Raw genomic sequence first — 22,768 nt, forward strand, 5'->3', positions numbered from 1 at the left:
GTCAACACCAGGCAACAACGGCGCTATCCGACCCCACGCCGCATCCGTCAGCTCACCACGACCCACCACAAGATCAATTATCAGACAGGACCTAGGGGAACGCTGCTCGCGCTTCAGAGCCGGCTCGGGTTCCACGCCTTCAGCCCGGACCGCGCCAGGGCTCGCCACCGCAGCTGATCCAGTCAAGTCAAGCTCACCCGTGGCCGGGGTTCCACTTCCGTCAAGGCCAAGCGCCGATACATGCGATCACCACATTAGAAAGAACGCTCTTTCGAGGGACAGCGCGGGTGAAAACGGAAGCCTAAGATCGACCCCATTCCACGTATCGATGAAATTTCATCAGGACTCTGCGGCCTGCGCCGGGGCGTGCCCAGGCTGGGAGGCATGGCCGGTGCGTGTATCCGCCTAAAGGAAGCGACGAAAGGAAGAGGAGTGGAAAGGTACGCGAACGGAGTCGCGAGCGACACCATCCCGGAGGTGCAGTGGATGAAGAGTTCCGCGAGCAACCCGGAGGGCGGTAACTGCGTTGAGTTCGCCCGGCTACCGAACAACGAAGTCGCGGTACGCAACTCTCGGTTCCCGGGTGGGCCGGCACTGGTGTTCACCCCTTCGGAAATCAGTGCGATGCTCGCCGGAGCGAAGCGTGACGAGTTCGACCGCCTGATCGTCTGAATTTAGCCGCTATAGGCTTGCTGACCGCCTGACAGGGTCTCAGTCTGAGATCCTCACGGTAACAACGACGGGTGGCCAGGGAGTTGCGGGTGGCGGGTGGTCAAGTCCTTTGGGCTGTAGGAAACGGAGAGGACTCGGGTAGTCACCTGGCCGGCGCGGGAAGGGTGGTAGGGGCCCACCTGCGCCGGCTGCGCAAGGATCGGGGGCTGCGCCTGGTGGATGTGGTGGAGGCGGGGTTGATCGGTTCTGCCCCGACACTCAGCCGCCTCGAGAACGGCGAGTCGCCCCTGAAGCCGGACCGGGTGCTGTCCCTGGCCAAGTTCTACGGCGTCACCGATCCCGAGCAGTTGGAGTCTTTGGAGCGCCTGGCCAGCCGCTCGCAAGACACCCAGTGGTGGGAGGAGTTCCGCGACGCGATCCCTGGCTGGCTGGAGCGGCTGATCAGTGTGGAGGCGTCCGCGCAGGAGATCCGCACCTACGAGGTGCAGTACGTCCCGGGCCTTCTGCAGACGGCGGAGTACGCCCGGGCGCTGATGAAACACGCTCTGCCAGGCACTTCTGCCGAGGATGCGGAGAGGCAACTACTCAAACGCGACCGTGCGGTGCGTGTGAGACAGAACAGGCGCAATGTGCTCCATGACGCGAGCGCACCGGACTACTACGCGCTGGTGGACGAGGCCGTTCTGGCCCGGCCGGTGGGCGGGGCTGCGGTCATGCGCATGCAGCTGCGTGAGCTGTACAGCCTGGAAGAGAACATGGGCAACGTCCATATCCGGGTATTGCCGTTCAGTGCTGGTGACGAGGCGATGGCTCCTGCACCGTCCATCACCTATCTGTCGTTCCCCACGCATCGGGAGGTGGACATGGTCTACCTCGAGGTGCGCAACGGCGGCAGCTATCTCACGAACCCTGAGGACGTGGACAGGTATCGCCTGGTTCTGACGTCTTTGTGGCACAAGGCTGCGGACCGCGAACAGACTCTGAAGCTTTTGAAGGGCTACATCCACAAGCTCTCCGGTTGAGGGCGGGCCTGGTTCATCTCTTGCGGGCGACGCCGCCGTAGACGTTCCATGTCCGGTCGGCGGGCTGCAGGCTGAGACCGGTCCCAGGTCGCCAGCGTGCAACGTCTCCGATCGGGCCGCCGATGGGCTCAAGGCCGTGGAAGAACCGCCCTACTTCGGCGAAGGAACGGATCTTGGCCCACTGCTGTCCGGTGAGTTCCCGCATGAGCTCGGAGACTTCCTCGTTTAATTCGTAGTTCTCGCCGGCCAGGTGGCTCAGTACCAGGACGCTGCCTGAGGGGAGCTGATTCATCAGTTCCGTTACATGCCGCCAGGGGTTACGAGCGTCGGGGATGCAGTGGAGGACGGAGGTGAACAGCACCGCCACGGGTGAGGTGCCGTCGAGCATGCCTGCCTGTTCGCTGCGGGTGAGGATGGTACTGAAGTCGAGCAGATCGGCGTTGAGGATCAGTGTGCGGTCATCGTCGAGCATCATGCGTGCGTGGGCAAGGACGACGGGGTCGTTGTCGATGTAGACCACGCGGGCTTCCGTGCCCGAGCGGCGGGCGATCTGGTGGACGTTGTCACGGGTGGGCAGGCCGCATCCGTGGTCGAGGAACTGGTTGATCCCACATTGGGTGGTCAGGTAATGAACGGCCCGAGCGAGAAACTCGCGGTTGATGCGGGCTAGTTGGGGGGTGTTCGGCGCCAGGTCCACCAGGCGTCTGGCTGCATCGCGGTCGGACTCGTAGTGGTCATGTCCGCCGAGCAAAAAATTGTGGATGCGAGCGTCTTTGGCCTGGGTTACATCGATCACCGTCTGCGCGCCCCCGATTGCCATCACCCGTCACACGCCCGTCCGGCAGATGTCTGTCCGGCAGGCTCAGGTCAAGGCTCCATGCTAGGAGTTACGCACCCCGTGATCCACCCTGAACCGTCAGATTCGTGTGCTCTCAGGAGTGAAATGGCGGCCCGGTGTGGTGCCGCTGCGCGGGCGCACAATCCCTACGGGGGTGCACGGGCGCCAGGTTCAAGCTGCTGCGCCGGTTCTCACCGCCTGTTTCAGCAGCCATGTGAATTCGGCTGCTTTGCGGCCCATCACTTCTGCGGCCTGTTCGGCCGGCAGTCCGAGGCGGTAGTGGAGGAGTACCGCGTCGGCTTGGGCCGCGGGCAGGACCCGGTGGGGCCCTGCTGCTGTGGCGTCACGGCCGGCTCGGGTGGAGAGCAGGCGCCAGGCCAGCGCGGACGGTGAGGGGCTTCGCAGTACTTCCGTCCAGGCCATGGCCAGGTCTCCCAGTACTGCGCTCACCAGAGCGTTCGCAGCGTGCGGGTCACCAGTGCGCACGGCGGTGTAGCGGGTGTAGGTGTCCATGTGGCGCATGCAGAACGCGGCGAACGCGGTGGGCAGACCGATCTCCAGCACCTGCGGGCCGGTCTTGGGGTCCTCTGGCGTGGCCCCAGAGGACGGCGGGACTTTCACGCAGGTCCTGCCTGCTCTGGTGGGGTGTGCGAGCTGCCGTCTGGAGCCCGGCCCGTGGGGGTCAGGTGAGGTTGTCTGCATCGGGCACCTCCGGCGAAGAAAGGAAGCCGCTGGTGATCATGAAGCTGTGGCGGACGTCCTCCCACAGCTCTTTGACCTGATCAGGATTGCCTTTGAGTCTTTGCACGATCTGCTGTGTCATCGCCCAGTCAGGCACCAGTTCGCCGTTGAGTACGGCGGCGAGGACGCCACGGTCGTCCAGGACGCCGTCGGCGGGGACCGCTGCTTGTCCCGAGGCCCACTGCAGGCCGCGCAAAGCATTGTGGAAGCGGGCCAGGGATACGGCTACGGAGCGTCTGGGCACCCGTTGGATCTTGCGGGCCCACTCCCACAGGAGGCGGAACTCCGCGGGCCGGCCGCCTGCTGCTGTGACCAGGGTGAAGACGACGGGCCAGTCCGGTACGCGGTGGCCGGTCACAAGCCGCAGGATGCAGGCGGAGGAAAGGTCTGCCTTCCTTGCTGCTTCCTGCACCGTGACGCCACGGGTGCGCAGCAGGCAGGAGACGGCCGAGCCAAGGCGCTGGCTGTCTGAAGCAGGCGCCGGCGCCGGCCTGGTTTCACTCTCCGCGGGGCTGAGGGGGTGTGCCTCGCAGCGGTGGTCATGGCCGTCTGTCGGCAAAAGTGGTGTGCGGGGGCTCCACATGGCCCGCGCGGCTGCCTCGGTGACGCGTGCCTGGCGGGCCACTTCGCTCCAGCCGAGGCCTTGGGCGCGGGCGTCATGGACGGCCGCGCCTAGGTAGCGGTCGGCCGCCGCGCTCAGCGCCAGGGCCCGCTCGGCCAACTCCTTAAGGTCGCTGCCCCGCCGTTCTGCTTCGGCCAGCTCTCCTGCCAGGGTCTGCAAGCGCAGTGCCGCCCCGGGCCCCTGCCGCAGCGCATGCATCAGGGGCGTTTCCTCGGTTCGTCCGCGGCTGCGCAAGCGCTGCGCGCGGCGACGGCATGCGTCCTGGCAGTACCTCCGTGGTCTTCCCGGGCCTTTGAGCCGCCGGAACCGTCGTCCACACAGGGGGAAAGCACATCGGCTGTACTCGTAGCATTCGCCTTGTCCTGCGCGCGCCGAACTCTTCGTCACGTTTCTTGTCCGTCCGCTGTCTGTGGCGCCCGGCCCGGGGGCTTGCCCCCGGGCCGGGGCCGAACCGGCAGAGCGAGGGAGGGGACCACGCATGTCGCGGCCCCCTTCCCGCTTTCAGCGGCGGCGGAAGCGCTGGTAACTGAAGACCGACCCGTCGATGGCAGTGCCGGCCATGACGGCCCACCACATGTGGTCCGGTACGACCGGGCCATGAACGGCCGTGACAGCACCGAGGGCAGTCATGGCGAAGGCACTCCAGCGCAGCTTGACGGCCAGGCAACTCAGCGAATGTGTTTCAGCCATGAAAACCAGCGGAATGCTAGTTTCGGCTGAAGCCGGAAGCAGCCTGTTGAGCATCTGGCGGATGTGGATCATGGACGTCCTCTTCTCGAGATTCGACACGTACATGGTTCTCGTCGGGGCCCCTCTGACCAGGGGTCCCGACCCATGTGCGCGGAACGTTATAGGTCCGGCCGAAGCAGCGTCATCCGCTGCAGCGGCCGTGAAAACGGAACGCCGCTGCGCCTATTGACGCCTGAAGATGCCCGTGCGACGCGAAGCGATCGTTCCCGTGCAGCGCCAGGCGTATTCCTGTTCGTATTTGCCCAGAAGGCTGTTCAGCGGTTTCCGGGCCAGGAGGGAGGGCACGTTCATCCGACCCTCATGGAAGTAACCCGATGGAGTGAACCGAGGTGCGGGGTTTCCGAGCTCCATGAAAACGGACAAGAGCCCAGAAACGTACGATGCCCCCAGAACAGCGGATCAGTCGGCGCCCGGGGCGCTGGGTGGCGCGGTGGAAAGGAATGCCGGCCGGACTGCCGGATGAAGGCCCGCTATCGCCCACGCCTGTGACCGCCAGGTGCGGATCGTAAGGTGAATGATGCGCGCGTCGGAGTAGATACGGTCGATCTCGGTGAGCGACCGGGATCTCTCGTCGCGCACACTTCGACCATCCCGCAGATCCCGGTCCGGGACGATCTCGGCTTACCCGCGATGGCGGCGTCGTCACCCGTGGCCGGTCCGAAACCGGTCAGGGCACGGCTCGCCAAGCCGACAATCATGCCTGTAGCGACCCCTCGGATGCGCTCGACGGCCTCCTCAAGCCACTCAGCCTGGCCCCGGACGCTGCCTGAAGGCCTCGAAATGATCACGGCCGTCGGTGAGCGCTTCCCGACCTACGCCAATGGCTTCAGACTCACGGTGGACGTGGGGTATGGCGGCGCAGACCCGCATTGGATCGCCACCTTCACCCTGCCGAAGGAGGACTGGTCGGCCACCATGGAAGTGCGCTGCGAGGGGGACTCCCTCCGCGCCTCGTCAGCAGAGCCTGCAGCGAGAAAAGGGTCAGAGGTCGCTGTCGATGCCAGTGACGGCGGGCGGGCCGAGCGGGGCATCAGCCTCCGCGATCCCTGCTTCCTTCAGCGCGGCTGAGACGAGCCTTGTGGCGTCCAGCTCAGCCTCGTACCGATCTGGGGCGTCGACTTCGAGGCGGACGGAGAAGGTGCCATCTTCGTTCAGTGTGAGGAGGTTCAGGCCTTCGCTCTCGCTGACGTCCGTGTGCTGCGAGGCCAGCTTCCCTTCGAGAACCGAGCACGCGGAGTCGGTGATGTCCGAGATGAATGTGCCGGGGACGGTGATGACGAAGGTGGTCATGGCGACTCCTCGCATAGGACGGAGCTTGGGTGTCGACCTGCTTCCCGCATTCTCTGCGGTGAACCCGTCCTGAACTGTCTCTGACATGCCATCGGACGGTGAGCGGTGACGGCTTGATCTCTACTCGCGTGCGCACCGCCGACGGCCGAAGGCATGCAGTCACCAGTACGCCAGAACGCAGTGTTGCGGAGGCCGTGTTCAGGCGTTCGCATGGCGTGCGGTGACTGCCTGCCGCGGTGCAGCGTGATACGCCGGCCTGTGTCCTGCGGCTGCCTGGAGGCGTCGCAGCCACAGAGACGCTGTGCCGAGCAGACCGGTGAAGACAGCCAGGAGAAGTACGGAAACCCACATCTGCCGGCTCCCGGGATGCGCCCATCCCGTCCAGGCCGCCGCGGCCGCCGCGGCCGCCCACAGCAGGACACCTGCCGCGTAGAAAGTGCGGACTCGGCGCAGCTGCCGTACGGCCCGCAAGGACATGACGTTGTCGGTCTTCGGTGCCATGCCGACCCGTGTACCCCGATATGCGCAACCTATCAGCCAGCTCGCCTACCGCTCGGCATCCATTGAGCCGACTTCCCTGAATCAGGCGGAAAGGAGCGCAGAAACGGTCACAGCAGGCGGCCAACCAGGGCGCCGCCGGGGTCGTCGGCCAGCACGATAGCGGCCCTGACACGCTTGCCCACCGACTCCGGCGCACTTCAAAACTGCGGCATACAGCCATGACGATTTCGAGGCCCGTGCTGCCCGACCCGGCCCGGGTCTACAGGACAAGCCGCCGGCAGGGTCGGGGAGGTGTCCACACACTGACCTGGACGGCGCCGTTGCTGACCTCCAAGGGCCGCAGTGCAGTAGACAACTTCGCTTCTCGGACGGCCCGGTGCGAGGCGGGTCGACTGGCGCCCGACATATGCCTCTGGCGATCGCACGTGAGGGTGGCTTCTCGCCGGTTCCCCGGACGGCAGGGCCACCTTTGCTTCATGGTGGCGGCATAACGCGGCGGCTCGGTGGGCGGCCGACGGAAGCGTCCGAGGAGGGGCAATGCCGTGGCAGAGGGACGGGTTCCTGGCCCATGAGGGGGCCGTCGGTGTACTGCTGCCGGACGGCAGTGAACCAGGCCCCGTCTTCTTCGACATGGGCAGCGGTGGCAGCTTCCACAAGTCGGCAGACTGGTGGGTCTACGACGGCACGTTCCGTGCCCCCTTGGCGGAGCGGATGAGGGCGAAGTGCGCGTGCGGGTGGCGCGCGGATACCTCGTACCCGATCGAGTGGGACCAGGTACAGCGTCGCGGGCCGTACACGTACGACACCTCCGCAGTGGCGGCAGACTGGGCGGCTCACCTCGACGACGTCGAGGCGCGGAGTGTTCCGCTGCCGGCTGAGGTCGCCGACCTCCTGACCAAGCTGAGTGAGCGGTTACAGAGTCTCGTCGACGATTCTCCGCTGGCGACGCTGAAGGCCGTGAACGAGCTCGAGGTGATAGTCGAGTTGGTCGGACCGCAGGTGGCGCGCATCGCCATGTATGGCGACGAAATCCCCTGGCCCAGGATTGCTGAAGGCCTTGGCACCACCGAAACCGACGCCCGTTCACGCCTCCACCGGTACGAATACCGCCACTGACCGAGGGTCGAGCGTCGGAGGCTCCGTCCAACGTGTCGGCTGTGCGTCGCTACGGGGCATGATGCTGTCGGCGGGCTTCATCATCAATTTGATCTGGCCGCCGCGCGAGGAACATGTGCATGCAGGCATGGTCTGTCAGCGGTCACGCTTTTCGGCTCTGTCGGGGATCTTGTGATGCCCCTTCAACAGCTGGGAGTGCGTGTCACTTCACAGCCCGGTCTTCCCGCACTGACTGGAGGCGGAGTAGTTCGTCGGCGGAGCAGTCAGAATCAGGATCTTCTACCAGGCAGAGATTGAGTCCCTGCTCGTCACGTCGGACCAAAGCCGACAAGAGGCAGGAGTCCGCCGGAGAATCGATGCTCAAGGAGACCGTGTCGCCGCTGGCGAGGGCGTTGTCGGCAAAGGAGGAACCCGCGTCGTCCGGCGAGCTGAAGAAGCTCCAGCGCCCGGTGGCAGCGTCCGGGCACGATGTGCCTCCCAGCATCGCGTTGTTCAGGCTTTTCCCCGTCATGCTGCGGTCCGCCCGAAAGCGAACAAGAGCGCCACCCGGGCTGCTCCACTCGCCCACAAGCGCCGACTGATCAATGCGAGCCGCGCCTCCACCTGCAGCGCAAGCAACGCATGCCCATGCCAACGCGGCGACCAGAGCCGACCACCGTCTCACCGAAGCGCTCATCGACATCCCCCACACTCGACTGAACGTGTTCAGAATAGAACGGCAGGCTCGGGCGATCTCACACGGGAGGTCCGTATGCCGAACTCGCGACGCACTACGGCGCGTTGGTCGATCCTGCTCGGGCGGCGAAGCCGAAGGACAAGCCGCGGGTCGAGCGACCGATGCCCTATGTCCGTGACTCGTTCTGGCGAGGTCGGGAGTTCACCTCGATCGAGCACCTGCAGGCCGAGGCTGTGACCTGGAGCCAGCAGGTCGCCGGCCGCCGGAAGTGCCGGCCGCTGGGCGGGGCCGCCCCGATGACCGTGTTCGACGCGCTGGAGGCAGCTGAACTGCTGCCTCTGCCGCCGACGCCGTTCGTGCTGGCCCGCTGGTCGACGGCCACGGTCGGCCCGGATATCCACATCAAGGTCGGCCGCACCCTCTACTCGGTGCCGTGGAAGCTGATCGGTCGCCGCGTCGACGTCCGCTCCACCGCCACGATGGTCCAGGTCTTCCACGACGGCCAGCTCGTCAAGACCCACACTGCCCTCGACCAGGGAAAACGCACCGACAAGAGCGACTACCCGCCGGAGAAGATCGCTTTCCAGATGCGGACGCCGGTCTGGTGCCGCAGCCAGGCGTCCGAGGTCGGCGACGCCTGTCGCGAGGTCGTCGACCAGCTGCTGGAGGTCAACGTCCTCTATCGGCTCCGCGCTGCCCAGGGGGTGCTCGGGCTGCGGAAGAAGTACGGCGAGACGCGTCTGGAGGCCGCCTGCGCGAGGGCCATCGCGGTCGGTGACCCGTCCTACCGCACGATCAAGGGCATTCTCATTGGAGGAGTTCGACTTCACCGCCTCCTCGAAACTGCCCGCCGCCCAGATCCGCGACCTCGGCGCCCTGCGCTGGCTCCACGCCGGCGAGTCGGTCATCCTTTTCGGCCCGGTCGGAGTCGGCAAGACCCACATCGCCCAGGCCCTCGGCCATCTCGCCGTCCGCCAGGGCGCCCACGTCCGCTTCGCCAAAACCAGCCGCATCCTCGCCGACCTCGCCGGCGGCCACGCGGACCGCACCTGGGAGAAACGGATCCGCGAACTCGTCCGCCCCGACGTCCTCATCCTCGACGACTTCGCCATGCGCCAGCTGTCCGCGGCCCAGGCCGACGACCTCTACGAACTCGTCTCCGAGCGACAGGGACGGTCCCTGATCATCACCAGCAACAGGGCGCCCAGCGACTGGTATCCCCTCTTCCCCAACCCCGTCGTCGCCGAGTCTCTCCTGGACCGGCTCATCAACACCAGCCACCAGGTCATCATGAACGGCCCCAGCTACCGCCCCAACAAGCGACCCAGGACGAGCACTGCCGCGGCAGCCAAGGCTGACTGATCCACACAGCAGTAGGCTGCGCTGGCCATGAACATGCACACCTCCGACCGGAACGACCTGCCGGACGAGCCACCAATCCGGCGGGTCTTCCGGGACGTCATCGCCGACCGTCTGGCAGACCCGCAGCCACCGCAGGCCGCGATGTTGTTCCAGTCCTCGGTCGACCCGTTCTGGACGGACGACAGGTTCTTCCTCGGCGACTTCTACAACGGGATCCTCCACCAGGACACCTGCCAGCCGGGCACCGCCGCCGGCGTCCCCCTGCTGGCGGCCCTGGCCGTCGATGACCGGGTGCCACCACAGCAGCGTTTCAAGGCGATCGACCTGCTGTTCAGCACGGCCACTGCCGCCGACCGCCACCTGGCCGACTGCTGGCCCAACTCACCGCGGCATGCAGATCCGGAGAGCGAGGACCGAGCCCGCGAGGCGGTCCGGTCTCACACACCGGACCTGCTCGCCCGGTGGGCAGTCGAATGTCCGGCAGTTCGGCTGGCCCTCGCCGGCCTCGCCGTGGTGTTCCCTACTGCCCGCACGCTGCCCGCCCTGACCCCACGGCTTCGGGGCTTCGTCGAGCAGCACCCACAGGGGACCGACATCGGCGACTACGTGCGTTTCATCCTGGTACTGGCCGCCGAGAACAACAACCAGACCCTCGCAACCGTCGAGTCGCTCACCGACGCCTACTGGGAGGGCACCTCTCGCGGAGCACCGACACCAGCCCGAGCCCTCCACCTGCTCGGCCAGATGCTGAACCGGGTCGGAACGGGCCTCACACGATCACGCCCTGGGGAATAACGTGACCGTGGACGTGAGGAATTACGTGAACGTCCACAGGGAAAGCGCAGGTAGGAGCTGTGAATCCGCCGAGACCAGCTCCCACAGTCGGGACAGACGGCCCCAGCCACAGTGCTTCGGGCCACTATGTGTACCGCCTCGTCGTTCACGTCGACCGACAGCACCGCCACATCGGCGATCGACGGGAACAGCAACTCCTCCAGCCGGAGCACCACTTCTTCCACGGGCCGAATTGTCAGCCACACCGCACCCGGTACGGCTCAATTCCGGGCAACTTCCCCAGGGATCGCTCGCTCGCTCGCTAACCGTCACTCAGCGTGCACACTCCACGGAAAGTGAGCCAGAACCATTTCTCGTGAACAAAGCCAGGTCGGCAGTGAGCAGCAGGCGAGATGTGCGAGCCAGGAATACGGGACGGCTGGGAAGCATAAGGAAGCCGACGGCTGGCAGCCGTCGCCCTCCGCGCCGAACGTCCCGGTTACCCGGCACATCCGACGAGGTACCGGCGGACTGCGGCCGCGGCGGACAGTTTGGGCGGCCTGGACGAGCTCGCGCGACCGCTCCCCGGCCCGGCGCCGGCCAGCGGAGCCGGGCTCGAAGACCGTGGGCTTCGGTCTGCGCTACATGCCAAACGGCCCGCACCATCACCCAGTGGTGCGGGCCGTTCATCCACCCAGGAGCCTGCCAGAGTGGGGGGGAGACCGGCAGGCCCTGCCTATCCAGAGCGGTCCCATGCGCTCAACCCCCGCATGCCCCCGGTCCTGTGATCTACACCCTCGGGCCAGATGGTGGAAAAGGTCTCGGGACGAGAGCCCTACGGGAACTGCTCCCGTGCTCGGTCGGCCGCAGGGCCCTGCGCTCCAGTGAGTCTGAGCCGGGACTCGATGGCTCCGACGGTTCGCCCGAACTCGTGGCTCATTTCTTCTGCGGTCGCGCCCTGCTCGCAGCACAGGGCGAGCTGGCGCTCTTCCTGGTCAGTCCATGGCGTGTGAGACCGGGTGTGGGTTTTGCGTAGTTCCTCATGCGTCGGACCGGTCCGCAGTGGTGGAGGTGTGGGTGTAGTGGGGGGAGTTGTTGCTGGGCGTTTGGCGAGGCCGAGCTGAAAGAGCTGGAACTGGATGGACAGGGCGCTGCGCCCGAATTCGTGGCCCAGCCGGCTGAAGTCCCGTTCCTGACGGTAGCGGTCGACGAGCCGGGTGCGCTCTTGGTCTGTCCACTGGGCGCCGCGCCTGGGCGCAGGCACATTGGTCGTGTGTGGTGGCGCCGGTTTGGATGGGGTGCCCGTGGTTGTGCTCACGCTGCCGAGGAGTCGTGTGAGGCCAGGGATGTCCTGCATGTCGATGGTGCCAGTGAGCTCGCCTTGGACCTCCCCGCCAAGGGTGCATGCTCTGAGGCTGATGGCCAGGTGGCCGTCGTTGTTGCGGGTTGCGGTCATGAGGTAGCGGCGGCCGTTGTCGGTGAGGGCGATGTCCAGGTAGGACTCTGGCGTGTTGTCGGAGGCGTCGGGGACGGGGCGGCTACCAACAGGTGCTGCCAGCAAGGTGTACACGTACCAGGTGGCCTGGAAGCGGCCTCCGTCATCGAGCTGATAGGTCACCGGCCCCGGGTCCAGGTCAGTGGCGGCCACCAGGACCTCGAGAGTCTGGCCCGCGAAGGGGCTCTCTGCCTCGGGCGTGCCGGGAACGGGCAGGTAGGTAAGGGTGCCGTGATCTGGTCCTTCTTCGATGAGTGGGGCGTCGACGTCGCCGTGCCAGTGCCCGAGGGCGTCTTGGAAGGCGTAGATGAGGGCCACGTGATCTGTCCTGTTGGGCGGAGTTGGCTGTGCGGGGCTTAGTAGTGGAAGCGGACGTGGTGCAGGTCGCTGATCGTCACTGCGGCTTGCTGCTGATCGGGGGGTAGAGCGCGGAAGAAGTAGGCCTCGGCGATGCCGTCGGCAAGGATCCGGCGTAGGTGGTGTTCTGGAGCCTGTTGGTGCTGCGCTTCGAACAGCGCTCGGGCGTGCAGGGCGGGTAGTTCTTCGGTCAGGTGGTGCAGGCGGGGGTCTTCGTGTTCGCCGTGGTGAGTGGTGTAGGTGAAGCGGGCCCGGATCTGGACAGCGACGCAGCCGTGGTGATCGAGGATCCGCCGATGGGCTCGGTGCCGGATCGCTGTCTGCCAGGTGCGCAGGATCTCCCGCTCGATGAGACGGGTCTGCGAGTCACTGAGGCTTGTGGTGTCGCATTGCCTCCAGAAGGTGAGGGTTTCTGGGTGGGTAAACAGGCGGGCCGCCAGCGTGGCGATGTCCTGCGCCAGCAGTAGGTGGTTGAGGCGGGCGGTGGGGTGTTTGGGCGGCTGTCGCGTCCAATGCCGGGCGTCAGCGAGGTCGAGCGCTTGGGCGACGGAGGTGATCGTCGGCTTCACCGCCGCAGGCTCGCTCTTCCTTCGACGTGGCGGGGCGTTGCCTGCGTGTGGGCTTGTCGTTGTTCCTTCGGGGGCGCGGGAGCAAGTCGGCGCGAGTGACGGAGGGCCGGGGCGGTGTGGGTGGGGTTTCGGCTCTTCGGGTGGACCTCTCGCCAGTTAATGGCGAGTCGACCGGTTCTTTCATCAGCCGGCTTGCCGAGGCCAACGCGCTGTCGTCCGCGCACGTGCTGGAGCTGCTGGGCAGGCGCACGCCGGGCTCGGCGGACTGGCGCCTGGGTGAGGTGCTTCTGAGCGAGGCGGCGACGGTAAAGCTGGCGGTGCTGGCTGGTCGCGATGTGGAACATCTGCGGCGGGCTCTGCCGACGCTTGGCGGCCGGGTTGGCGCCCAGGCGGTGCGCGTCACGGCGTGGCCGGCCGGTTGGACGGTGATGGCGGAGTGCAGCGTGTGTGTCCGTAGCCGCGGTGACGGCTTGCAGCCGGCTTGGGTGGCCAGTGGGGAGACCTGGCAGGTCTGTATGCGGCATGGCAGATGGCTGAGTTCGGCGGACCCTGCGGAGCAGCGTTCTCTCGCGCCAGCGCGCGACGTTGTGGTGGCGCATCGCAGGTGGCTGCGCCTTAGGGACCGGCTCGGTCCGTACGCGCGGGCTTTGCTGGCTGACGCGGCGCAGGTGAGCAGCTTCTGGTGGCAGTGTCGCCAGATGGGTTCGGCAACGGTGTGGGCGTGCCGTCAGGGAGAGCTCGGGCTCGGGCGTGAGTTGGCGTGGGTGTTTTTGGTGACGTACCCGGAAGCGGTCAGGCTGGCCGAGGCCATGGCTGTGTACGAGCGGCAGCGCCGTTGGGGCCGGGAGTTCGACGATGGTGCGCCGGACTGGGTGTCGCGTCGCTGGATCGACTGGGCCGGGGAGCGGCTGGGGATGGCCGAAGGCATGGAGCGGGGCGGATACCGGGCGTTGCGGGCATGGACGATGGAGCACAGCATTGCGACGCCTGTGGCGGCCCGGCGTCGGCAGGGTCCTCCCCCGCCTGGGTACCTTCGGGAGCGGCTGCCGTTGATGGAGCCGCACCGGGGTTTTCCAGAGCGAGGTCGCCTTGAGGACGTGTCCTGCCTTCCCTGGCGGTGGGGTGGATCGGTGACGACGGTGTAGGGCGCGGGTGGCGTGGTGACGTCTGGATGTGGTCATCGGGTCGGGGCGTCCCTCAGCAGCTGCGCTGGGTTGAGCTGCTGTGCGCAGTGGTGGAGGTACCAGGCCATGGTGCGGGTGCCGGCGGGGCTGGCCTGGCCTGGAGAGATGCCCAGTCGGAAGCCGCTGCTGCTCTGGCTGGTGATCTCCAGGACGCTGGGGGTGCGGGTTGCGAACAGGATGTGGTCCTGGTGGACGGCCAGCGGGAAGTAGCCGGTGCGGGCGGTCATGCCGAGTTTGCGGTGGATGTTGGTGCGGGCATTGGCGATGAGGCTGGCGCGCAGGTCGGGGCGCCATGTGGGAATGGGTGGGGTGTCGAAGGGGTGGTCGGGGATGTGATCGGGGTCGGCGGGCTGCTGGGCGAGCATGCTGATGCTGTGGGTCGCTGTTGCGTCCACGGCGTGAAGCAACAGCCTGCTGATCGGGTCGCCTTCGTCGAGGTGCTCAAGGGCGTGGCACAGTGCTTCGGGCTGCATGGCGGGAGTGATTTCGAGGCGGGCTAGTGCTGCGGCGCGTGCGTCGCGGATGCGCTGGTACCAGGGGTTGAGGTAGGGGCCTGCAGGTCCTGTGCGGAGATGGCCCTTGGTCGGGTGGATCGAGGCGCCGCGTTGCTGCGCGTAGGTGACGGCTTCGGTGGGGTGCCATGCGGGCCCAGCGGTCACGTAGGGCGTCGGCAGGTGAGGGTGCTGGGGGGTGCCGGACAGGTCAACGAACCAGCTACCGGGGGTTTTGGGGTGGAAGGCGGGGTGCTGCACGGTCCTGGCGGGGCCGGCGGCGACGCGGATGTTGTTGCTGTCGGCGACGTGGGAGAGGTTCACGGCCAGGCATACGACATAGGGGGCAGTGGCCTCGGCATCGGTGGGTGACCGCCACCAGTCGATGTCTTCCACCGTCATGCGGTCGTGGGCTGTAAGACCGCGGGCCAGGCGGTGGCCGTCGGGGGCCTCGCAGGGAGCGGGGTCGACGCTCTGGGTGAGGGCGCCCGCCGCGCCGTGGCAGAGCAGGACGTTGGTGAAGGCGTGACGGTGCTCCGGCGGACGTAGGTCGCTCATGAGTCGGTGCCCGCATTCTCCCGGGGGCCCTGTGGGGGTGCGCAGCAGGCGGGTGTATGCGCCGAGGAGCTGGGCGATCTGGGGTGGGCTGAGGTGGGCTGGCAGCTGCCAGGTGTCGCCGTGCAGGGCGCCCCAAGCTGTGATCGCCAGGTGGACACCGTCGGTGATGGGGTCACCGTGGACGGGATGCAGGGTGGTCCAGGGTCCAAGACCTTGGGCATTGGACTGCCAGCCGATCGCTCTGAGCTGGGTGTGGACAGGGTGGTTGCTGCGCGGGTGCCGTTGTGCTGGTGAAGGCGGGGTCGGCGGGAGCGAGAGGAGGGTGGTCGCGGTGTGGGTCAGAACGAGCAGGGGGCCAGCGTTGAGGCCGCCTGCCTTCACGGCCGGCGCGCCCAGGCCCGCGGTGGTGGCCCATGCCAGCAGTCCGGCTATGTCGTCGGCGGGGCAGACGACGGTGCTTCCGCCTGCCAGGTGAGCGGTCAGGGCTCCGGAGGGAGTGGCTGCGAGGACGGCGAGAGGGCCTGCGGCTGTACTGCGGCCCTGTGCCGGGTAGTCCACGCGGTTCGCGGGCCGCGGTGCAGGTACTCGGGGGCGCTCGGGGGCGTGGAGGTGCTCGGTTGGCGGGGCGGGTGCCGGACTGGTGGCGTGGGGGTCGGGGCAGCGGGTGCCGAGGTGCTGTGGCGTGCCCCCCACCCGCTGCGAGGTGGGCTGATGGCACCGCCAGCAGGTCGGCGCGGGGCTGTCGCGGAAGGGGATCCGGTGGCGCAGCGCGCCCAGGGCCGCCCAGTCCGGCAGGGGGACGGTGGCACGGTCCAGCGGGGTCTTGGTCACATAGGCCCGCAGTCCCTGAAGCAGCTGCCCGTATACGGCGGCGTTGTCGCCGCTTGGGGTGGCGGTTCCGTGTTCCCAGGCTCGGACGGCGGCTTCGCTGACCGAGCAGGCACTGGCGACTTGGTAGACGGACAGCTCGCACGCGCGGCGCAGAGCCTGTCGCTCCTGTGGCAGGGGCGCGGTGCCGGCGGAGGTGCTGGTGAGGGCGTCCGTGCCGAACAGTGCGTCCATGGCTGTGTGTTCCCCCCGGGCAGCCTATGAGGACGGGGGCGCCGTCCGGTGGTCTTTTCGCTTCGCGGCGCAGCATGCCTGGCGCGGGGGCGGCCGTGGTGAGGGGAATGAACGTTCAGCCTGCCGGTGCGACGATCTGACCTGCACAAAGCCGTACCGCGACGGTGGATACATATACCCGTTCGAGGGGCGCGCGCGAGGAGGTGGACATGCGCCCGGGCCGCCGCGCGTGCGTACCTTCCGGTGGTGCCTGCAGGGCAGGGCGGAGGCGGCTCAGGGGCGGGGTCGGTCACACGATCGAGAGGGCGCGCGGCGCGTGCGTGCGCTCACTCGTGCGAGCGTCTTGTGGGCGAACTACTTCCGTTCGGATCTTGGAAGCCGTCACGGTGTTCCTTCTGTCGATCACACAGTCGATCTGTGGTCTTGGGAAGGATGCTGATGGGCGGGGCCGTGTGGGCCGAGTTCAACTCCGCTGCCGGACGACTGAGGCGATGTCCTGTCGCTGAGGTGAGTGGGGAGGCGTTGGAGTGGCGGGAGCCGGTGTGGCGTCCGGTGCAGTACCGGGGGAAGCGGTCGATTGCCACGTGGTGGCGACTGGCCGACACGCCTCGGCACGCGGGGTGCGCCAACCTGGGCGCCTGGCGGGCTGCGCAGGAACTCGACTTCGACCCGTCGGTGGAAACCTTCGCCTCGTGGCCCCTGCGGCTTGGCTCCCCCGACCATGGCAGCGTGGTGGTGCCGGACTTCTTCGCCCGGCTGCGCTCAGGTGAAGGCTGCCTGGTGGTGTGCCCGCCGCAGACCCGGGAGGCCCGGGGCGAGACGTGGGCGGGGCAGATGCGTTTGCTGCAGACGGCCACGGGGCAGACCGGCTGGCAGCTTCGGGTCGTCTCGGACATCCATGCTGTGGTGGCGGCCAACCGGCGCCGGCTGTCGCGGTATCGGCATGCGCGGTGGGCGGACGAGCGTGCCACGCGGGTCTTGCATGAGGTCTTCGCTCGTCCGCTGCCCTTCGCCGAAGGCATCGAGTCCAGCGGCCTGCCCCGACTGGAGGCGACCGGCCGGGCACACCATCTGATCTGGACGCAGGAGCTGGTGATCAACTGGGAGCGCCCCTTCGCTCCGGCGGACTCCCTGGTCGTTTCCGGACGGTCGGTGGCCGCATGAAGGTGCTCTCTTCCTCGGCATCGGTGGCGTTGGGGGACGCTGTGTGCTGGCAAGGCGGCACCTACCTGGTGGCCGCGTTGCAGGGCCACAGCGTGTACCTGCTCAGCCAGAGCCCGCAGGGCGAGGACGCGACCATCCTCGTCGACGCACTGCTGCAGGCGTCCGACTTCACCGTGCTGAGAGCGCAAAGACCCGGCGAGCAGCGACCCCGCCCGGCGCCGTGCAGGAAAGACCGCTCGGCTGTGGACGGGCTGGCGAGCCTGGCTCTACTCGAGGGACTTCCTCAAAGAGCGCAGGAGCAAGTCGCCTTCTGGCTCGACCACGTGCTGGAGGTGCATACCGGTCTGCCCGGCCACGCCAGTTCCGGCGCCACGCCGCGGGCCTGTTACGACCCCACGCTCACCACCCTGCGCGAGCGGTACGCCACCAAGGCCGCTGAGTTGCAAGCCGCACACCACAAGGTCTCCGCGGCCACCGTGGAGCGCAAGCGGCTGGCGTGGCTGGCCGAGGGCGTATGGGGCTTGGTCGACAAACGCCATATCCGCACAGCGAGTTCCCATGGCCGGGTCGACGGGCGTGTAGTCCAGCTGCTGCGCCAGATCCACAAGCGGCTGCACGGCAAACCGCGCGGGACCCGGTCCCGGCTGTTCGAACTACTGAAAAGAGCTTGCGTGAAAAAGTTCAAGAAGGCGGAAGCGAAGCGCCTCATGCCTTCACGTGCCACGTTCTACCGCCTCCTGGACCGCCTCGGCATCCACTGCCGCCCTGATACCGGCCGAGCCGGGAACAGCACCGACACGTACCAGCCCGCGCCGCCTTTCACCCCCACCGTTGCCACGGCGCCCGGCGAGCAGGTTCAGATCGACACCACCGCCCTGAGAATCCGGGCCCTGGACGAATCCGGCCGCGTGATCTCGGTCGAACTGACTGCGGCCATCGACGTCGCCACCCGTACCATCCTCGCCGCGGTCATCCGGCCAAAGAGCAGCGGAACGAAGAGCAAACCCGACAGCCGGCGCCACGGCGGGCGGGCCACCAAGGCCGTCGACGCCCTGCTGCTGCTTGCCGACATGTGCACCCCGCAGCCGATGCGGCCCGGATGGTCCAAGCAGGCTCACGCCAAGGGCTCCGGCCTGCCGTATGAGGAGCTCGTCGAGACGGACGAGCGGATGCGGCACGCCGCCGCCCGGCCGGTGATCGTCCCCGACATGATCGTCATGGACAACGGCAAGGTGTTCGCCGGCCGTGCCTTCATGGACGCCTGTGCCCACCTCGGCATCTCGGTCCGTCCCGCCTGTTACCACTCCCCCACCCACAAGGCGATCATCGAGCGCACGTTCCGGTCGGTGAAGAGCCTCTTCAGCCAGTACGTCGCCGGCTACACCGGTCCCGGCCTCACCGCTCGGGCCAAGGACGCCGACGGCACGCCGCTGTGGACCCTGGAGCAGCTCAACAGCATCCTCCAGGAGTGGATCGCCGTGGGATGGCAGCAGCGCCCCCACGCCGAACTGCGCAATCCGTTCCTGCCGTCGATGCCTCCCCGCACCCCCAACCAGATGTTCGCCGCCCACGTGGCCAGCAGCGGCTACGTACCGGTCCGCCTCGGTGCCGAGGACCGTCTCAAGCTGCTGCCCACCGCGTGGGTCCAGGTCACCGAGCACGGCATCCGGCTCAACAACCGCACCTACGACAGCGCCGCTCTCAAGGGATACCGCGGCGCCCTGTCCGGATGGCCCGGGAAGGGCCGGCGCTGGCCCGTGCGCTACCACCCGCACCAGCCCGAGAAGCTCTGGCTGCAAGACCACCGGGACGGTTCTTTCGTCGAGGCCGAGTTCATCCATCAGCGTCTGATCGGTGATGTGTGGACCGAACAGGTCTGGGACCGGGCCCTTGCCGCCCATCTTGAGCAGGGTGGCAGCGTGAAGCAGGAGTCGGCGATCGCCCGTGCCGTACGCCGGATCCTGGAACGTGCCGGGCGCGGCCCCTCCCCCACCCAGCCTGAGGGAGGCAGCGCACTGGAGCGAGGCCCACATGTGGGCCCGGAGCCGGTGAAGGACCCCTATGCCGGCATTCCCCGCCCCGACTTCGACCGCATCACCACCCCGCCCAGCATGGATGTCGACCCCCGGCGCCTGCACCAGACACCTCCCCGACCCGCCGAGTCCTAGGCACCACCACCGACCGGTACAGCCGACTGCCTCCGGACCCCCGAGCGCTGCGGGGATCCGGCCTCCGCTTGAGAGACCGACGTGACAACAGCAGCCTTCCCGGCTGGCGACAGCCCTTTGCGCCCTACCGTCCGCACCGGATGGCAGGCCTACTGGCAGCGCACGATCACCCCACCCGACGTGGACTCCAGCTCCGACCCGAACGGCGCCGATGCCCGGCTGCGGTATCACGCCGCCATGCGCACCGTGCAGACCCCTGCGCTGAAGAAGGCGGTGGCCGTTGCGCGGCGCCTGTGGCTGTCAAGCAGCCCCCGCAGCGAAGGGCCCCTCCACCTGGCGGTCGACGGCGCCGGCGAGACGGGGATGACCACTGTGCTGCGGCAGATCGGCCGGGTCTTCGAAGGCATCATCGACGATCAACTGCCGCCGGATCCACGGCGGGTGTCCGTGATTCTCATCAACACGCCGCTGTCACCGAGCAGCAAAGTGGACTGGTCGTTGCCATTCGCCAACTTCCTCGAGTTCCCGCAGCCCAAGGATCCCGAGAGCACCCAGCGTCCCACCGACATGACCGGGCCCGTCTGCCATGTCATGAAGACCCGCGGCACCCGGCTCGTTCTGGTCGACGGCATCGACCGGCTGGACAACTCAGAGATCAAGACCGCCTTCGACTACTTCGGCTACATCGCCAGCGAGTACAACGTGTCCTTCGTGTACTGCGGCATCGGTGCCCGCGACATCGCTAACGCAGCCCGCCGCGGAAAGCGCCCGCAGCCCCCGCACGGCGGCTCCGGCGGCATCCCCACCCTCGCCGTCAACCTGATCCCGTACAGCCCCGCAGACCACGGCACCTGGCACGAGGTCATCAAGTTCTTCGACCAAGACCTTCGCCTGCGTCACCACTCCCCCGGCGACCTCCTTCAGCTCGCCGCCCACCTGCACGAACGAACAGGCGGCTACATGAAGCCGCTGTCGTACCTGGTCTGCCAGGCCGCGCAGGAAGCCATCGAATCCGGTACCGAAGCCATCACGAAGGACCTTCTCGACGAGCAACTGGTGGGGCGCTTCGCTGATGATCCGATTCTGCAGTTCTGACGCACATCCCATCGGATCATCCGCTCGTTGCACGGACTGCATCCATCCGTCGGCACAGCCGTCACAGTGCCCTCACCCGTATTCCGGTCGCTTGCCCTGGCGACGGACTCCACCCGCCCCGGCCCAGCACGGTCGGTAGCACCGCAGCCTCAAGAAGGCAGGAAGCACATGGACGAGTACCGGACCATCCTGGAAGTGCGGTTCCCCGAACCTCACGGCGAGGAAGGCACGTGGCGTCGCTACGACGAAGTCCTCGACCCCTACTACTCCAATGTCATGTGCATCGGAGAATGGGACGAAGACAGTACGGTGCCGCGTACTCCGACCGACTGCGCTGAAGATGATCTCGAGCAGGCACTGGACACCGTCATCGACGAGCAGTATCTGGCGCGTGTCGTGCGTGAGGGCACGATGGACGTCAGGGTCCGATTGTTCCAACGCGGCAATGACACGTCCGGTTGGCGTCACGTCAGCACGCACTCCCCCGAACCGTCCACGATCGCACGCGCCTACCTCGGGTCGGCGGTACGGGGGTTCGACGACGTCCGCCGAGACCTGAGGTGCCGGATCCGCGCCGCGCACCGCGCAGGGGCGACCGCGGACAGCCTCGTCACGACAGTCTTCGGGCGGATCCCGGAGGGTGAGGTGCTCGGGCTCCTCAGGGCAGATGACGAGGCCGGGAGGGCGACCAAGCTGATTGCTCAGCTCTTCCACGACCCGGCCCACAAGACGTGTGTCGGGATCTCCGGTGACAACGGGCTGGTCCTGTACCTGTTCCCGTCGCACAGTCAGGAGATCAACTTTAAGGAATGGACGCGTGATGACCACGGCGGAGACTGGGGCCCGGACCCGTGGGGCTACCGCGCAGGCGTGGAAGTGGCAGATCGACTCCTGACCGCCCTGGCACCCCACTACGCGGCCTTCTGGAACGGAGAGAAGGCCACAGCGGTTCACCTGGCCCCGTCCGAACCGCCGTACCCAGGAACGGTGCGCATCGAGCCCCTGGTTATCCAGGCGTCGGCTGAGACAGCGTGAACACAGGTACTCGTCTCGGCCTTCACCAAGCCCGCGCCAAACGGCCGAGGCATCCGCGGGTGAAGCACGTCGCCTTGGTGACGAAGAACAGTCCCGGTCGGGTCGCGTGAGTCGCCCGACATGGCCGTTCAGGAAGCCACCGAAACAGGCGCCGCAGCCATGGCCATCACCACGGAACTCTGTCGACCAGCAGCCCGCCAGCCCTCCGGCGGCGCGCTGCTGGCTCTGTGACGCCAGCCCCCGTGCCGGCCTTCGGCAAACACAGCCGTGCCCTGCCTAAAAGGGGTGGCAGGCGGTTGGAAGTCCCTGATCTCAGGGCGCGCACCGCGCCGTCCGCATACGAACCGGGAAACGAAGGAAATCCACTGTGAGCAAGCGAAAGAGGCCCGGGCGGCAGTCCAGGGCCGGCTTCACCGGCCGACGGACCGTGGTGGTCGACATGCTGGAAATCGGTGCCCTACACGGCAGTTTGACGATGCGCGCGGGACGGGACGATGGGCAGCTCGTCTGTATCGTGCTGCCGGCACCGGTGCTCCCGAGCTTCATGGAAAGTCTCGGTCACGCCCGTCTGGACGCAGAGGAGGAGTACTGGCGCGTGATCCACCACGTCACCACCTCCACTCCCGTGAAAGGGCCGGACGTCCCGCGGGCCATCGAGAAGTGGCTGCTGGCGCAGAACTGGAGCAGCGTCCTCGCTGCCGCGGCGGACGACGCACCCGACTCTCTGGCACTGATCACTCACGTGGGTCACATTGGTCTACGGCTCGCGCCCCCGTACACAACGGGAAGGGCCTTGGTCATCTTCGACCCTCTGCAGTTCCAGCGGCTGGAACGGAGCCTGCTTCACGCCTGCCGCGAAGCACACGAGCAAGCAGTGAACAGCCCTGTCCACCCCCTCGAGACAGCCGCCCTAGCCCTGCGTCACATCTCGGCTCGGCCCTGGCCGCCCTCCGCGCAGCCCAGACTGCCCTCTCAGGAAGAAGCTGCCGCATACATGCAGGGAAGGTACGAGGCGTTCCAGCGTCGCTCCCCCTACACCCGCGCGGACGAGAACACCCTCAATCTGGACTCCTCCGATGCCTCCTGAGATGGAGGGTGCGGGTTGGCAGGGGGCGGGGGGACAGCTAAGAGCCCTCTACCTAACTCAGAAAGATCGAGAACGCACAACCAGGAACCTGATCGGACACTTCTCACCCCCGGCTGCACCTCGTGCAGGTGGTGGCTGT

General features: G+C 67.2%; 19 protein-coding genes and 1 pseudogene. 12 read left to right on the forward strand and 8 right to left on the reverse strand.

Translation table 11 applies throughout. The features are described from left to right. Nucleotides 1-432 precede the first annotated feature (432 nt). Both ABZY12_RS26005 and ABZY12_RS26010 read left to right on the forward strand, forming a co-directional pair. Nucleotides 433-672, forward strand: coding sequence for a DUF397 domain-containing protein (locus ABZY12_RS26005; RefSeq protein ID WP_356894340.1), 240 nt, complete (start codon nucleotides 433-435; stop codon nucleotides 670-672). A 71-nt stretch (nucleotides 673-743) separates the two neighbouring features. Then, complete coding sequence (locus ABZY12_RS26010; RefSeq protein WP_356894342.1) at nucleotides 744-1,694, forward strand: helix-turn-helix transcriptional regulator; 951 nt, start codon at nucleotides 744-746, stop codon at nucleotides 1,692-1,694. 13 nt (nucleotides 1,695-1,707) lie between these two features. Here the strand turns inward: ABZY12_RS26010 and ABZY12_RS26015 are convergent, their stop codons facing one another. From ABZY12_RS26015 to ABZY12_RS26035, 5 genes are all read right to left on the reverse strand, one after another. Further along, entirely contained in the window at nucleotides 1,708-2,490 is a 783-nt protein-coding gene (locus ABZY12_RS26015) for an SAM-dependent methyltransferase (RefSeq protein ID WP_356894344.1), read from the reverse strand. Nucleotides 2,491-2,703: 213 nt separating this feature from the next. Beyond that, entirely contained in the window at nucleotides 2,704-3,153 is a 450-nt protein-coding gene (locus ABZY12_RS26020; RefSeq protein WP_356894346.1) for a hypothetical protein, read from the reverse strand. A gap of 61 nt (nucleotides 3,154-3,214) precedes the next feature. Beyond that, nucleotides 3,215-4,093: a hypothetical protein gene (locus ABZY12_RS26025; protein WP_356894348.1), complete on the reverse strand. Its 879-nt coding sequence runs from the start codon at nucleotides 4,091-4,093 to the stop codon at nucleotides 3,215-3,217. 303 nt (nucleotides 4,094-4,396) lie between these two features. After that, nucleotides 4,397-4,657, reverse strand: coding sequence for a hypothetical protein (locus ABZY12_RS26030; protein WP_356894350.1), 261 nt, complete (start codon nucleotides 4,655-4,657; stop codon nucleotides 4,397-4,399). A 969-nt stretch (nucleotides 4,658-5,626) separates the two neighbouring features. After that, a complete protein-coding gene (locus ABZY12_RS26035; protein WP_356894352.1) occupies nucleotides 5,627-5,935 on the reverse strand; it encodes a hypothetical protein in 309 nt (102 codons plus the stop codon). A gap of 1,038 nt (nucleotides 5,936-6,973) precedes the next feature. Here ABZY12_RS26035 and ABZY12_RS26040 point away from each other — a divergent pair. From ABZY12_RS26040 to ABZY12_RS26055, 4 genes and pseudogenes are all read left to right on the forward strand, one after another. After that, nucleotides 6,974-7,552 carry a hypothetical protein gene (locus ABZY12_RS26040; protein ID WP_356894354.1) on the forward strand — a complete coding sequence of 193 codons (579 nt, stop codon included), beginning with the start codon at nucleotides 6,974-6,976 and terminating at the stop codon, nucleotides 7,550-7,552. Between the two features lie 750 nt (nucleotides 7,553-8,302). Then, nucleotides 8,303-9,046 (forward strand): annotated as a pseudogene (locus tag ABZY12_RS26045) (IS21 family transposase); the annotation flags it as partial. After that, entirely contained in the window at nucleotides 9,003-9,590 is a 588-nt protein-coding gene (locus ABZY12_RS26050) for an ATP-binding protein (protein ID WP_356894356.1), read from the forward strand. The pseudogene ABZY12_RS26045 and the gene ABZY12_RS26050, both read left to right, overlap by 44 nt. Before the next feature lie 27 nt (nucleotides 9,591-9,617). Continuing rightward, complete coding sequence (locus ABZY12_RS26055; protein WP_356894358.1) at nucleotides 9,618-10,385, forward strand: hypothetical protein; 768 nt, start codon at nucleotides 9,618-9,620, stop codon at nucleotides 10,383-10,385. A gap of 814 nt (nucleotides 10,386-11,199) precedes the next feature. Here ABZY12_RS26055 and ABZY12_RS26060 read toward each other — a convergent pair. Both ABZY12_RS26060 and ABZY12_RS26065 read right to left on the reverse strand, forming a co-directional pair. Then, on the reverse strand, nucleotides 11,200-12,177 hold the full coding sequence (locus tag ABZY12_RS26060; protein ID WP_356894360.1) for a hypothetical protein: 978 nt from the start codon (nucleotides 12,175-12,177) through the stop codon (nucleotides 11,200-11,202). Nucleotides 12,178-12,215: 38 nt separating this feature from the next. Further along, nucleotides 12,216-12,785 carry a hypothetical protein gene (locus ABZY12_RS26065; protein WP_356894362.1) on the reverse strand — a complete coding sequence of 190 codons (570 nt, stop codon included), beginning with the start codon at nucleotides 12,783-12,785 and terminating at the stop codon, nucleotides 12,216-12,218. A 140-nt stretch (nucleotides 12,786-12,925) separates the two neighbouring features. Between ABZY12_RS26065 and ABZY12_RS26070 the strand changes: the two genes are divergently transcribed. Beyond that, complete coding sequence (locus ABZY12_RS26070) at nucleotides 12,926-13,930, forward strand: TniQ family protein (protein ID WP_356894364.1); 1,005 nt, start codon at nucleotides 12,926-12,928, stop codon at nucleotides 13,928-13,930. Nucleotides 13,931-13,962: 32 nt separating this feature from the next. Here ABZY12_RS26070 and ABZY12_RS26075 read toward each other — a convergent pair whose 3' ends face one another. Further along, the gene (locus ABZY12_RS26075) at nucleotides 13,963-16,080 is read right to left on the reverse strand and encodes a helix-turn-helix transcriptional regulator (RefSeq protein WP_356894366.1); all 2,118 of its coding nucleotides are present in this window, start codon (nucleotides 16,078-16,080) and stop codon (nucleotides 13,963-13,965) included. A gap of 438 nt (nucleotides 16,081-16,518) precedes the next feature. On the opposite strand from ABZY12_RS26075, the gene ABZY12_RS26080 reads away from it, so the two are divergent. From ABZY12_RS26080 to ABZY12_RS26100, 5 genes are all read left to right on the forward strand, one after another. Continuing rightward, on the forward strand, nucleotides 16,519-17,244 hold the full coding sequence (locus ABZY12_RS26080) for a TnsA-like heteromeric transposase endonuclease subunit (RefSeq protein WP_356894368.1): 726 nt from the start codon (nucleotides 16,519-16,521) through the stop codon (nucleotides 17,242-17,244). After that, nucleotides 17,241-19,412, forward strand: a complete 2,172-nt coding sequence (locus ABZY12_RS26085) for a Mu transposase C-terminal domain-containing protein (protein WP_356894370.1) — start codon at nucleotides 17,241-17,243, stop codon at nucleotides 19,410-19,412. Before ABZY12_RS26080 ends, ABZY12_RS26085 begins: the two co-directional genes overlap by 4 nt. An 81-nt stretch (nucleotides 19,413-19,493) precedes the next feature. Then, nucleotides 19,494-20,507: a hypothetical protein gene (locus ABZY12_RS26090; RefSeq protein WP_356894372.1), complete on the forward strand. Its 1,014-nt coding sequence runs from the start codon at nucleotides 19,494-19,496 to the stop codon at nucleotides 20,505-20,507. Between the two features lie 168 nt (nucleotides 20,508-20,675). Beyond that, nucleotides 20,676-21,542, forward strand: coding sequence for a hypothetical protein (locus ABZY12_RS26095; protein ID WP_356894374.1), 867 nt, complete (start codon nucleotides 20,676-20,678; stop codon nucleotides 21,540-21,542). Between the two features lie 367 nt (nucleotides 21,543-21,909). Next, nucleotides 21,910-22,629 carry a hypothetical protein gene (locus tag ABZY12_RS26100; protein ID WP_356894375.1) on the forward strand — a complete coding sequence of 240 codons (720 nt, stop codon included), beginning with the start codon at nucleotides 21,910-21,912 and terminating at the stop codon, nucleotides 22,627-22,629. Nucleotides 22,630-22,768 lie beyond the last annotated feature (139 nt).

This window comes from Streptomyces sp. NPDC006551 (assembly GCF_040611675.1).
Taxonomy (GTDB): Bacteria; Actinomycetota; Actinomycetes; order Streptomycetales; family Streptomycetaceae; genus Streptomyces.

Coding starts and splice junctions, on each gene's coding strand:
- ABZY12_RS26055 (WP_356894358.1), top strand. CDS start 9,618: ATGAACATGCACACCTCCGACCGGAACGACCTGCCGGACGAGCCACCA.
- ABZY12_RS26075 (WP_356894366.1), bottom strand. CDS start 16,080: ATGGACGCACTGTTCGGCACGGACGCCCTCACCAGCACCTCCGCCGGC.
- ABZY12_RS26085 (WP_356894370.1), top strand. CDS start 17,241: ATGAAGGTGCTCTCTTCCTCGGCATCGGTGGCGTTGGGGGACGCTGTG.
- ABZY12_RS26080 (WP_356894368.1), top strand. CDS start 16,519: ATGGGCGGGGCCGTGTGGGCCGAGTTCAACTCCGCTGCCGGACGACTG.
- ABZY12_RS26025 (WP_356894348.1), bottom strand. CDS start 4,093: ATGCATGCGCTGCGGCAGGGGCCCGGGGCGGCACTGCGCTTGCAGACC.
- ABZY12_RS26030 (WP_356894350.1), bottom strand. CDS start 4,657: ATGATCCACATCCGCCAGATGCTCAACAGGCTGCTTCCGGCTTCAGCC.
- ABZY12_RS26095 (WP_356894374.1), top strand. CDS start 20,676: ATGGACGAGTACCGGACCATCCTGGAAGTGCGGTTCCCCGAACCTCAC.
- ABZY12_RS26040 (WP_356894354.1), top strand. CDS start 6,974: ATGCCGTGGCAGAGGGACGGGTTCCTGGCCCATGAGGGGGCCGTCGGT.
- ABZY12_RS26035 (WP_356894352.1), bottom strand. CDS start 5,935: ATGACCACCTTCGTCATCACCGTCCCCGGCACATTCATCTCGGACATC.